The sequence below is a fragment of the Paenibacillus sp. genome (assembly GCF_035645195.1).
Classification (GTDB): Bacteria; Bacillota; Bacilli; order Paenibacillales; family YIM-B00363; genus Paenibacillus_AE.
Genome location: NZ_DASQNA010000042.1, coordinates 35,674 through 49,006, shown reverse-complemented (window position 1 = coordinate 49,006; position 13,333 = coordinate 35,674). Strand labels below are relative to the sequence as shown.

8 protein-coding genes are annotated in these 13,333 nt (G+C 52.9%); all 8 read left to right on the top strand.

Translation table 11 applies throughout. From position 1 onward, the window contains the following. The first annotated feature begins 102 nt into the window (after positions 1-102). The 8 genes from VE009_RS24230 to VE009_RS24195 all read left to right on the top strand — a co-directional run bounded on the left by VE009_RS24230 (position 103) and on the right by VE009_RS24195 (position 13,322). Complete coding sequence (locus VE009_RS24230) at positions 103-993, top strand: ABC transporter permease (protein ID WP_325012331.1); 891 nt, start codon at positions 103-105, stop codon at positions 991-993. Between the two features lie 18 nt (positions 994-1,011). Continuing rightward, positions 1,012-1,899, top strand: coding sequence for a carbohydrate ABC transporter permease (locus tag VE009_RS24225; protein WP_325012219.1), 888 nt, complete (start codon positions 1,012-1,014; stop codon positions 1,897-1,899). A gap of 205 nt (positions 1,900-2,104) precedes the next feature. Beyond that, positions 2,105-3,544 carry an extracellular solute-binding protein gene (locus tag VE009_RS24220; RefSeq protein ID WP_325012328.1) on the top strand — a complete coding sequence of 480 codons (1,440 nt, stop codon included), beginning with the start codon at positions 2,105-2,107 and terminating at the stop codon, positions 3,542-3,544. A gap of 80 nt (positions 3,545-3,624) precedes the next feature. Then, complete coding sequence (locus tag VE009_RS24215) at positions 3,625-7,026, top strand: hypothetical protein (protein ID WP_325012217.1); 3,402 nt, start codon at positions 3,625-3,627, stop codon at positions 7,024-7,026. 133 nt (positions 7,027-7,159) lie between these two features. Continuing rightward, complete coding sequence (locus VE009_RS24210) at positions 7,160-8,317, top strand: glycoside hydrolase family 88 protein (RefSeq protein ID WP_325012215.1); 1,158 nt, start codon at positions 7,160-7,162, stop codon at positions 8,315-8,317. A 159-nt stretch (positions 8,318-8,476) separates the two neighbouring features. Then, positions 8,477-10,252: a sensor histidine kinase gene (locus VE009_RS24205; protein ID WP_325012212.1), complete on the top strand. Its 1,776-nt coding sequence runs from the start codon at positions 8,477-8,479 to the stop codon at positions 10,250-10,252. Then, positions 10,242-11,807, top strand: coding sequence for a response regulator (locus VE009_RS24200; protein WP_325012210.1), 1,566 nt, complete (start codon positions 10,242-10,244; stop codon positions 11,805-11,807). The genes VE009_RS24205 and VE009_RS24200 overlap by 11 nt, the downstream gene beginning before the upstream one ends. A 177-nt stretch (positions 11,808-11,984) precedes the next feature. Beyond that, the gene (locus VE009_RS24195; RefSeq protein ID WP_325012208.1) at positions 11,985-13,322 is read left to right on the top strand and encodes an ABC transporter substrate-binding protein; all 1,338 of its coding nucleotides are present in this window, start codon (positions 11,985-11,987) and stop codon (positions 13,320-13,322) included. Positions 13,323-13,333 lie beyond the last annotated feature (11 nt).

The following is a 13,333-nucleotide window of genomic DNA, read 5'->3' as shown; positions in this document are numbered from 1 at the left end:
AGGAGGAGCGCAATGAAGATCAACGCCGCTAACGGAACAAAGTGGAACGCCGGACCCGCCGCCATCCGTAAGGAGGGCGCCCTTCGGTCGTTCGCGAAAGAGATGGCCCGGAACAAATTTTTGTATCTGCTCGCGATTCCCGGCATCGTTTTCATTTTCGTATTCGAGTATTTGCCGCTGTTCGGACTGGTGATCGCGTTTCAAGATTTTCAGGCGATCAAAGGAATTGCGGGCAGCGAGTTCGTAGGGTTTAAAAATTTTCAATTTTTCTTCCAATCCAACGATTGGTTGAAGGTAACGTTTAATACCGTTTATTTAAATTTGCTCTTCCTTGCGTTCGGGACGATCATGGCGGTCGCGATCGCCGTCATGCTTTCGGAGATCGGGAGCAAATGGTTCAAGAAAACGGCGCAGTCGGTAGTCATCTTGCCGCATTTTATCTCTTGGACCGTCGTGTCCATGTTTACGATGACGCTGTTCGCAAGCGACGGACTCGTGAACCGTTGGTTCGCTTCCATCGGCATGGAGTCGATTGCTTTCTACAGTTCCCCTGCAATTTGGCCGTTGCTGCTCGTGCTTCTCAGTCTTTGGCATGGGGCCGGTTTTTCGTCGATCGTATATTTGGCTGCGATTGCCGGCATCAACCCGGATATTTATGAATCCGCTTCGATCGACGGGGCGAGTCGATGGCAAAAAATTTGGTACATTACATTGCCTTTGCTGAAAACGACGGTGATTTTGCTTATTTTACTGCAGCTAGGCAACATCTTTTACGGAAATTTCGGGATGATCTACGCGATCGTCGGATCGAATCCGCTCTTGTACCCGACGACGGACGTCATCGACACGTTCGTGTACCGGGCATTGATGCAGCTAGGCGACATGGGCATGGCTTCTGCCGTAGGGTTTTATCAATCGTTCGTCGGATTCGCGTTGGTTGTTACCGCAAACTACATCACCAAGAAAATCAATGCTGATTCGGCGATTTACTAACGAAAGGAGGCGGAACAGTTGTCGAAACGCAGCTACAGCTTAGGTGACCGGATGATGCTCGGCGCTTTTTATTTCGTACTGGCGCTGTTTGCAGTATATTGTCTCGTTCCGTTCATGACCGTCGTCTCCGGATCGATCACGAGCGAGCAAACGTTGGTGAAGTACGGCTACTCGATCTTTCCGCGGGATCTATCATTCGACGCGTATAAGCTGCTATTGGGGACGGACGTCGTATTCAACGCATACGGCGTAACGATTTTCGTGACGTGCGTCGGCACGGTGCTCAGCATGATTATGACAAGCGCACTCGCGTACGCCATCTCGGTCAAATCGGTGAAATACCGGAACCACATCGCGTTTTACGTCTTCTTCGCCATGCTGTTTAAGGGCGGGCTGGTTCCAACGTATATTTTGATTTCCAAGTATTTGCATCTCAAGGATACGATCTGGGTACTCATCATCCCGGCGCTGATCAACCCGTGGAACATGTTCTTGTTGCGAAATTTTTTTAACACGATCGACGAAGCGCTGGCGGAATCGGCGAAAATCGACGGAGCGAACGACATTTATATTTTGTTCCGCATTATTTTGCCGGTGTCGCTTCCCGCGATTGCGACGATTAGTTTGTTTTACGCGCTCGCTTATTGGAACGAATGGTTCCGCGCGATGCTGTTTATCGGCGACGAACGGCTTCATCCGCTTCAGTACTTAATTATGAAGGTGGTTCGCAACTTGGATTTCGCGACCCAAATCGCGGATCAAGTGACGGTGCCGGGCTACATCGTTCCGTCCAGCACGACGCGGTTAGCGACGGCCGTCGTGACGATCGGGCCGATCGTGTTTCTTTATCCGTTCCTGCAAAAATATTTCGTCAAAGGTTTGATGGTTGGCTCCGTGAAAGGCTGATTCCGGCGACAGCGCCGGTTTAGCGATAAAACAATGATTAGGAGGTTCACGTATGAAGAATGTATTGAAGACGGCCCTCGCTTCTATGTTGGCGGTGTCGCTTGCCGCTTGCAATAGCGCGGGAGCGCCGACGGACTAGACGGCAGTCGAAGGAGATGACGCGCCTGCCGCAACGGGCGCCCCGGAAGAGGTCACCTTGAAGGTGATGTTGTTCGGCGACCGTCCGACGGGGATGGAGGACGTGCTTGCGGAATTCGAGAACCGGACGAAGGAAACTTTGAATACGAAGCTCGATATCGAGTGGTCTCCGATCGCCGATCACAAGGAAAAAGTGAAGCTCAAGATGACGGCAGGCGAAGAAGTCGATCTGGTGTTCGACGCGCCGTGGGCGAACCTTCGTACGTTGGCGCCGCAAGGCGCGTATGTGGAGTTGGACAAATATTTCAATAACGACGAATATCCCGGTTTAAAGAAAGCGTTCTCTCAGGAGATGCTGGACGCGAACCGGATTAACGGCAAGATTTATGCGGTTCCGTTCGCCCAATATTTCGGAGGAGCTGACGGCATCTTTATTCGAAAAGATTTACGAGAGAAGTACGGTCTCCCGGAAATAAAGTCGTACGAAGATCTGGAAGCTTATTTTACTAAGGTTCAAGAGAACGAAGAGAACATGGTTCCGCTTGCTGTCTCGGGACGACGGGGCTTCTACAACATGTTTAAACCTACCTTCGAGAAAGGGACGCCGATCATGACGGTCGGAGCCGGAGGGCATTGGCAGGTCGTTCTCTCGGAAGATTACAAGAAGGTGTTGAACGCGGTCATCTTAGGGGATGCAGACGAACAATTCGCGACATTGCCGGCGCCGTTCAACGATCCGAAGACACTGTATGGGTTTTATGATCAATATGCGGCATGGAACAAGTATCTTGAGCCGGATTCGATCAGCCAGAAGGATCATTTCGGCGTATTCGCCTCCGGGAAGGCGGCGGCGCTCGAAAGCGACAGCGCGCAATTCGGCGCGATTTTGACCAAATTAGAGGCAGGCGTGCCTGGAGCGGAGCTGGAGTTTTTCTCGTATAATCCATGCTTTACGAATTTCGAGCCAGGCTGCATCGGCACGGACTACGTCGCGGCGAATTCCGTTGCGGTCCCGGCGACGTCGAAGCACCCGGATCGCGTGATGAAATTCCTGGATTGGATTTTCCAGTCTCAGGAAAATCATGATTTGTTCGAATTGGGCATCGAAGGGAAGCATTGGGAAGCCATGGAAGATGGATCGTACAAGGCGCTTGGAAATCACACGTTCCCAGGCTATGAATTAACATGGAATCCGAACTACATTCGCTTAAATGCCGATTTGGACGAAACGACGAAGACGTACTACGAGTATCTGGCTAAGGCGGATACGTACTATAAGCGGCCGCTCGCCGGCTTTAAATTCGATACTTCGCCGGTGAAGAGCGAAATCGCCAAGGTTCAGCCGAAATACGACGAGTTTTACCAAATTGCTCAGAACGGCTTGGTTCAAGACGTGTGGACGGAGGCTCGGAAAGCGAATGAAGAGTGGAAAGCGCTCGGGTTGGACGTCATTCGCGCCGAGATTATGAAACAACTGCAGGCGTATATCGATGCCGGCGGCAACTAACGCGGGATGAGGCATTGCGAAAATCAGCAGCATACATGGCTGCTGATTTTTGTTAGCCGCGAAGATCGGGGGAGTGGAACATGCTTACGAGAGTCGATTTACTGCGCGAATGGAATGTAACGGGGCGGTTGCACGAGCATGGTTATGATTTACAGGAATCCGTAGCGATTGAATATCCCGTTAAGCCGGGGGCGGTCGGTTGGTATCCGATCGGCTTCGAGAGGGGCAACGACTCGGCCTTGGATGTCATGGGGTGGTATGGATTAAAATTACGGATTCAAGCGAAGGAGGAAGAAACGAAAATTTCCGTCCGGGCGAAGTTCGCGGATGGAAGAAGCGTCGATGCGAGCGTATATCTTTCCGGCGCAGGAAACCATGAGGTGAGATTGAAGCTTTCGGATTTCAAGATCGAGACGGCAAAGGAAAATATATGGAGATTTCTCGACGGATTCGAGTTGTCCGGTCCCGCAGCGTTGTCTGAAGCGGAACTGCTTCGGGGCGGGAAAATATTCGTCGACACGAACGTACTGGGCAAAGCGGGGGACGCCGACGAAGAAGTAACCTACCAGGTGACAGTGTATAACTGCACCGTCACGAGGCAAGCCGTTTCCGTGAAGCAGATTTTTAAAGGCTGGGAATCGCTGCTCGCGTGCGTAACTCCTGCGGAATTCGTGTTAGAACCGAATGGCAGCCAGGCCGTGGCCGCAACGGTTCGGGTTCATGAAAATATGGTCCCCGGGGGTCACGAGACTACCCGACTGGTTTTTACCCCGAACGGGGACAGCGATCACGAGGTCAACATCGAGTTCAAAACCTTAAGGAAACTGGCGCATCCGTATATTTACCATAACGAGAAGCAATGGGAAGAGACGAAAGCGAAGATCGAGAAATACCCGAAATTCCAAATAGGGTACGAGCGAATCCTTGCGGATGCGGACCGATGGGAAGTAAGTCCTCCCTTAGACGAAAAAGATTATTGTTACGACACGAGCGAAGAGAATTATATTATGTCCGCCGCGTATGCTTATGCGTTGACGAAGGAAAAGAAATACGCGGAGAAAGTAGCGGCCTTCTTCCGATTTTTCACCGATGAGCGTACAGGGTATCCCAGGAAGCTTAAAGGATGCAGCCAAAGCTACGTACAGGAAGGTCACTTCTTTCAACACCTGGCGATTCCGTACGATATTATTCACGACGCGGGCGTCTTGACGCCGGAAGATCATCGATGCATCGAGAAGACGTTTCGGCTTTATATGGATATCTTGGACCACCACATCCGAAGCGGTCACATCTCCAACTGGTTATTGTCGGAGATTACCGGAGCCTTCTACTGCGCTTTGGCGATCGAAGACATCGAAAGGGCGCTGAGATTCGTATTTGGTCCCGGAGGTTCGCTCGAACAGCTTCAATACGGGGTGTTTAACGACGGGTGGTGGTACGAGTGCTCCGTCGGCTACAACACCTGGGTCTCGTCGCAGTTCATTCATACGGCGCATGCTTTGCTTCCCTTCGGCATCAACCTCTTGCACACGCATTTTCCTATCCCTTATAACTCGGAGGTTGCAAGCACTTATAACGGGGAGGCCGCGAACGTGCGGTTCGGCATGGTGAACCAACGATGGGGCGGCAACCGCAAAAACTATGTGTGCATTAAGGATTTATTCGATGCGGTCCTGCCTTTTCTGGACTATAGGGGCGTTCTGTTCGGCATCAGCGATTCGGAGGAGAAGAAGCTGGGGGGCGTACATTTCGGCTCTACCTACGATTTGGCTTATACCTATTACAAAGATCCGGAGTACATTCCCGTCATTCAGCGGATGGACGAGGCGGATCCGATCTTCGGGCACGGCGAACTGCCGGAATATGAATCGCTGTATTCGAATCAAAGCGCCTACGCGGATAACGTAGGGATCGCAATGCTGCGAAGCCAAACCGAAGGCAGGGAGCGGAAGGATCAAATTCAGGCCGTTCTCCGTTACGGCTCGCACGGATATGCGCACGGTCATTTCGACCGTACCAATTTGCTTTCCGTCATGAGATACGGGCGAAGCTTCTATAATCCCGAACACGTATGGTGGGGTTACGACCATTTCATGTATAAGTTTTACGTCCAAAACTCGATGACGAAAAATATGGTTGTCGTGGATGAGAAGATGCAAGTCCCAAGCGACTCAAAGAGATTGTTGTTCTACAGCGGAAAAGCGCTGCAAGCGACGGCGATCGAAACCCGTTCTCCCTGGGCTTATCCGCCATACGGCGGAATGGTGTACGACGAGAACGAAAGTTTGGAAAAGCGATGCGCGATGAACGCGAGTTCTCTGAAGAAGCTTGAGGATGCCCCGAAGCACGGCGACGTGACCGGCTTTACGGAGCCGATCGTCCAGAGAAGAGTGATGGCGATGACAGACGATTATTTGGTGCTGTTCGATGATCTGCGAGGCGAACGGGAACATCAATTCGACAGCTTGTTTCAAATCAAGGGTTTCCAAGGCATTCGGGGGGAAGCGGTGGAATACGTGCGGCACACGGGGCAGTTCACGGAGGATCCCTTGTCCGACGGCCAATTTATTACGGACTGCCATTGGTACCGAGTCTCCGGCACGAGTGTCGCGAGCTTCGTGACGGCGTTCGGCGAAGGCGAAGATTTGCGGGGAACGCGCACGGCTTACAATACGCCAGGGCTGTTGAAGATGGACGTGCACACGGCGTGGCCTCGGGAGAATGTACAAATTGTCGGCAGGGCGGCAGAGGACCACGGATACCGCATCCCCTTAGCCTATCGCGTAGAGGTCGACGGTGAAACGAGAGCCTCCGGCGAATTCGGGGCGTGGCTGCTGAGCCAAGAAAGATGCGATATTGACGTCCGAGGGGCTGGACAGCTTCGTCTCGTGATTAACAATCACCCGATCTACTCGGAACAAAAGGACCCATTGCGAACGAAGCAGGGGCTGTTCTGGGGGGAAGCCTACATCGTTGACGAAGAAGGTACCCGAATCGACCTGAGCCAGCTGCCGCTCCATTACGAGAATGTCGATCTCGGTTATGGGATCGGGAGGGATTACGAAGGCGGCCGCGTCACGATCGTCGGAGAAGAATACCCGAACGCGATCCCGGCAAGTCCCGTTGACCATGACCGCGAAGGCGTCATCAGCCTCAATCTAGAGGGGCTGAATGCCGTACGTTTCGTCGGGGTTATCGGCGCGGATGCGTTCCCGGGCGATGAATCCCAACGACGGACCACGTACGCCGTCAGAACGAAGGGCAGGACTGCCAGATTCATTACGGTGGTTGAACCGTACGAGGCGGAGAGTATGATCGAATCCGTCGTGGCGACGGACGAAAACACCGTGGAAGTCGCATTGAGAGACGGAAGAAAACAAGTGATCAGCGTTCGGAATATGGAACGGGATGATGTCTCCGTCGAGTTGATCGAGCAACGGAACGGGCGTTCCGTTCGGGAAGAGCGGGCATCAGGGAAATGAGGGGAGCCGTTCGAACAGCTTTTTAGCTTAAGAAATCGCCCTTCATTCTAAAAAACGCCTCATACCTCTTTAAATCGGGCTGAACTAAAATGAAAGATACGGTGTAATAGAAAAATCGCGGAGGAATGGAACCATGCAGCTGCAAACAGGCGATCGCGAGTGGGTCGAAGAGGTCATCGGTAAAATAACGGCAAAGATGGATTGGGTCAGCGAAAAATCGAAACATAAAATTCCTTACACGACCGTGAACGGGACGCACGACAATCGCCCGGACAAGGTACCGGAAAGCGATCCGGCCGACGGAATCTGCTGGTGGACGAACGGATTCTGGGGCGGCATGATGTGGTTAATGTATCACGAAACAAAAAACCAAAAGTATAAGGAAATCGCTAATATTTCAGAAGATATGCTCGACGAGTGCTTCCGACTGTTTTACGGACTGCATCACGACGTGGGGTTCATGTGGTTGCCGACGAGCGTCGCGAACTACAGAGTAACGAAGAACCCAGAATCGCGCAAACGGGCGCTGCATGCCGCGAACCTGCTCGCAGGACGATTCAATCTCGCGGGAGGATTCATCCGCGCATGGAACGATCTCGAAGAACTCGACACCCGCGGTTGGGCGATCATCGACTGCATGTTTAACATTCCGTTGCTTTACTGGGCGACGGAAGAGACGGGGGATCCGCGCTATAAACAGATCGCGATGCGCCATGCCGATACGGCGATGACGGCGTTCGTGCGACCAGACGGCTCCGTCAACCATATCGTCGAGTTCGATCCGTTCGAAGGCGGCGTCGTTCGAACGCACGGCGGTCAAGGATATGAAGAAGGTTCTTCCTGGACCCGCGGGCAAGCTTGGGGGCTGTACGGTTTCATGATGAGCTATATCCATACGGCGAAAGAGGAGTATCTGCATACCGCGAAGCGTATCGCGCATTATTTTATCGCGAATATTCCGGAGAACGGCATTATTCCGATCGACTTCCGACAGCCGAAGGAGCCGGCGTACGAGGATTCCACGGCCGCCGCAATCGCGGCCTGCGGACTGATCGAGATCGCGAAGGCGGTAGGTCCTTACGAGAAGGACTTGTACTTGAGGGCAGCCTTGAAGCTGTTGAAGACCTTGGATGCGTTGCGCTGCGACTGGACGACCGAGGCGGATCACATGCTGACGCACGGTTCTGCCGCCTACCACAATCCAGACCGTCATACGTCGATTATCTACGGAGATTATTACTTTATGGAAGCCGTCTTTAAGTTAAAAGGGAACGACCTATACTTATGGTAATCATGTAAGGGCTTCGCCTCTCTTGGGGCGGCGGCCCTTTTTTAACATCTTAAAAAACCATCGGTATCGTCTTAAAAAACTTACGTCCCGCAGACGGCAGTACGCCGGCGAGGAGGACGCGTTCGGTGGTATAATGTCCAAAAGAGTAGGGGGATGTCGATGATTCGCAGGTGGGCGCAAAGCATCTTCGTTAAATTTTCCGCGGCGTTTATTGTGGTCGGCCTGATCCCCTTGATCGCGCTAAGCTTCTTCGCCGTCCATACGTATACGAATTTTGTTGAACGCCACACGATCAACAATACGGAGCAGATGCTGAATTACTTGGGCCTCTCCCTGGACGACACCTTCAAAGCGTATAACGAATTAACGAAACTGATGTATTTCGGGAACAGCGATGGGGAAATCAGCGAGTTGGACAGGATCGTCAAACAGAAGGGGCAGGATTGGGTCGTTCAGCGACAAATGGAGGATTACTTGCAGCGGCTGCTGCTGAGCGATCGATTCATCCGCAACATCTTCTTCGTTCGGGCGAGCGACGGGAAATTGTTTTATCAATCCCGCGGCACGTCGGTCTTGCGAACGACATTGTTGCCGATCAACGAATGGATGAAGCCACTGCGTTCGGAGCCGAAACAGCTGGCGATCATCCCCACGCATCCGCAATCGTATTTCGCGGGGAACAACTTGCCGGTCGTGACGTTAGGACGGAATTTAATCGATACGAGCGGATCGATTCACGACGACGAGATCGCGATATTGGGTACTTTATTTATGGATATCGATATCCGAATGTTCAAAGAGATGACTTCGGAGCTCTCGTTGAACGAAGAGGACAAACTCTATTTCTTGGATCGCGATCGGAATGTGTTTTATACGAATATTGCGGGCTTCCATTATCCCGGGAAAGCCGCTCCTATAACGAATGACGATACGTTAGTTCTTGCGGAGCCGGTCGCTTTCTTCGGCGGTTCGGTTACGCTTGTTCTTTCCGAGAAGGCGCTTTACCGCGAGCTGACGCAAACGCAGTTTACGGTATGGGTCGCCATCGCGCTCTGTTCGTTGGCGCTCATCGCGATGAGCACGTTGTTTTCTAGAAAACTGTCGCGGCCGATTCTCGGCATTATGAAGGAAATGTCGAAGGTGGAGTCGGGCAACTTGCAGACGAAGATTCCCGTAACGAGCAAGGACGAAATCGGGCGTCTAGCGCATGGGTTCAACCGGATGGTCGAACGGTTGTCCTCGTTTATCGAAGTCGCTTACGTCGCGGAACTCAAACGAAAACAAACGGAACTTAATGCGCTGAAAAGTCAAATCCGTCCGCATTATTTATACAACACGCTAGAGGTGATTCGGATGAACGCCGTGGCGAACGACGACGCGGAGGTCGGGGAAATGATCCGATCGCTCTCGAAGCAGCTGCAATATGTGATCGATTACGGGGAAGAGTGGGTCTCACTCGAGCGGGAACTGGGACACCTCGCCGACTACTTTTTTATTATACACGTGCGCTACGAAGGTCGGATCGAGCTCCGGGTTTCGATACAGGAAGGGATCGATATGCAGTGGCCCGTCTTGAAGCTTTCGCTTCAACCGATCGTAGAGAACGCGATCCAACACGGCATCCGTCCGAAGGGGGGCAGGGGCGTGGTGCAAGTATCGGTAGAGACGGCCGAAGACGCGCTATCCGTCACGATTTTCGACGACGGGATCGGCATGGATACGGAAACGATGGGAAGAGTCGTCCGGACGATGAACGACAGGACGTCGAGCGTCAAGAGCGTAGGGATGAGGAATGTTCAGGAACGAATGAAGTCGGTGTGCGGAGAACGTTACGGGATCGAGATCAGCAGTCAGCCGTATGTCGGAACTTCGGTGCGCCTGCTGTTTCCGTTGAAAGGAGGGGGCGACCCTGATTCGAGTCGTATTGGCGGATGACGAACCGATTATCGTCAAAGGGCTGCGGAAGCTGCTGCCATGGGAGGAGCTTGGCGCGGAGCTGGTCGCCGACGCTTATGACGGCTATGAATTAATGAAAGCGATCGAAGAGGCGAAGCCAGACATCGTGATCAGCGATATCAGCATGCCGTTCATGACCGGGATCGACGTGCTGAAACGCGTTAAGAGTAAAGGGCTCTCCACGAAGGTGATCTTCATTAGCGCATTTCAGGAATTCTCGTACGCCAAGGATGCTGTTGCCTACGGCGCTTTGGATTACCTGCTCAAGCCCGTGGACAAACAACAACTGGAGGCGGTCCTCCTGAGAGCGATCGCGGTCATTCGAGAAGAAGAGGAAGACGTGCGGTTAAAGGAAAAATTACAGAACTTGGAGCGAAAGAACGAAGCGGAGCGGTTTCAGGAACTGCTGGAGCGTCTCGTCGAGCAACCGCCTCCGCCCGGGTCGCCGAACGAAGCTCGATTGCGCGAAGCGATCAAGGGGCCGTTGCTTACCGTCGGCGTGTTGGAATTGGATCGGATCGAGGAAGGGCGATGGTCGGAGGGAGAACGGAAGTTAATCGAGTTCGCGATAATGAATATCGTACAGGAAATGACGGTCGATTCCGGACGGGGCTTCGCCGCCTTTAAGGATCAACGCATCGCGCTGTTCGTACAACACGGGGAGTCAGAGGAACCCAAGGCGTTATTCGAGGATATCGTGGACAAGATTCACCGATTTCTGAAATTGGACGTATCGATCGGCATGGGGACGGCGTCGAGCGAGCTCGGTCGCGTGAAGGAATCGTACGACGAAGCGTTGACGGCGTTGCGAATGAAATATTTTCTCGGCTTCCGGCGGGTCTTGTCCAGCGCGGCGGCAAACCAGCTTCCGCAGGAGGGCAGAGAGGTAGAGCGAATGCAGCTGGAAACGATTCGACAGCTGACGGCGGGATCGTGGAGAGAGACCGAAACGGCCTTTCTGCGACTGATACACGCGGTTCGCGATGCGTCCTGCGGGGAGAAGGATCGTGCCGTATCCTCTGTCGTCTCCTTCTTCTTGCTGCTCTATCAGGAGCTGAAGAAGCAGGACCTGACTTGGCCCGAGGAATTCCCGATTTCCGAGCTTGCGTCGTCGTTAGGGTCATACCGAACCTTCGACGAAATGACGGGAGAATCGCTAAGCTTGTTACGGAAGGCGCACGAAACTCTCGAGGCCGGGAGCGAAAACAAGGAGAAGGCGTTAATGCAGCGGGTGAAGCAATATATCGAGGAACATTATGCGGAAGATTTGACGCTGGATACCGTCGCCGGGATCGCGTTCATGAATCCGTATTATTTCAGCAGCTTCTTCAAGAAACACAGCGGCGAAAACTTTAAATCCTACCTGACCGAGGTGCGGATGAATCAAGCCTGCAGGCTGCTAGCGAAGACGGATTTATTGGTTTACGAAATCGCGGAACGCGTCGGCTATCAAAACGCGAGGCATTTCAGCGATATGTTTAAGAAGCGTTACGGCAAGCTGCCGAACGAATACAAGCAATCTTTGAAGGGATAATTGGACCTACGGGCGGGAGCTGCGAGCGCCGCCTTTTCTTTTTGTTCGACACCGTTCGCACAACTTAAAGATCCCGCATACGCGGCTTAAAAAACTTCATTTGAAGCGTTTTCTTGACGTGCTACGCTAAGGACACGAAAGAAACGAAGCATGATTCGACTGGGAGGTCTACCGCTTATGAAAAGAAAAAGTATGTTGAAGGCATTCGCCCTGCCGCTTACGCTCTCGCTATTGCTTACGGCTTGCGGCGGCGGTTCGGCGACGAACGAAAACGCAACGCCGGCGCCGAGCGAAGGCTCCGCGACGGAGACGCAGAAGGAAGTCAGCTTTACGGTCGCATACGCCGCCGGCGATCCCGTAACGCGTCAGGCGCAGCAGAAAGCGATCGAAGCGTTCATGACCGCGAACCCGCACATTAAGGTCGTCGATATCAGCGATACCTCTTCCGCCTCTTATCTGGATTTCTTGAAAACGAAAGACGCCGTCGGCGAATTCCCGGATCTCGTCGAGATGCGCGATACGCAATTTTTCGCGGATGCCGGCAAGCTGGCGGAGCTTCCTGAAGATCTCGTCGGGTTGTTCAATACGGTTCCGGAGATCAACGGCAAGGTTTATAACGCGCCGATCACGATCCAGGCGCCGCAAGGCATTATTTACAGTAAAGCGGCATATGAGAAAGCCGGCATCACGGAAGAGCCTAAGACGTACGGCGAGTTCTTGGAAATTCAAGAAAAGCTGAAAGCGAGCGGTATCGCGCCGATCGTCGTCGGCGGCAAAGACATCTGGCACATGGGCTTTTGGATCAACAAGTTTTTTATGGACGAGATGTTCTTCGACGACCCGAACTGGAACTCGAAACGCAGCAAAGGCGAAGTCAGCTTTACGGACCCGGGTCCGGTCGAAGCGATGACGAAATTTACGGAATTGTTCACGAAAGGGTACGTGGAGCAAGGCTTTATGAGTACGGCGGATAATCAGACGCCATCGATGCTGATCACGGGCAAAGCGGCAAGCTTGTTCTCTGGTCCGTGGATGTTCCCGCTGATCGCCGAAGCGGATCCAACATTCGAATTCGGATTTTACCCGGTACCGGACGAGAACGGACGCGTGGTCGTGAACGGACTTCCGATGCCGACGGGGTGGACCATCTCCGCGAAGGGCGCCGAAGACCCGGATAAAGTCGAAGCCATGAAGACGTTCATCAAGTTTTTCTTCGCGCCGGAGAACTATGCGGAATATCTGAAGGCTGCGAACGCGCTTCCGACGACGAAGGAGCCGGTTACCTACGAAGCAAGCCCGCAAATGACCGAAGTACTCGCATTAATGGCGGACCCGAATACGGGCAAATCGCTCCAAATCAATCAATTCTGGGGCGAAAACCAAATGCCTACGCAATGGCGCAATTGGTTCTACAAGCTCGCCCAAGAATGGCTGCTAAACGGCACTTCTATCGAGGAGAACATGGCGAAAGCGGATGTAGAGTGGGACGTTCAACTTCAAGCGAACCAGCAGTAACATAAACGATC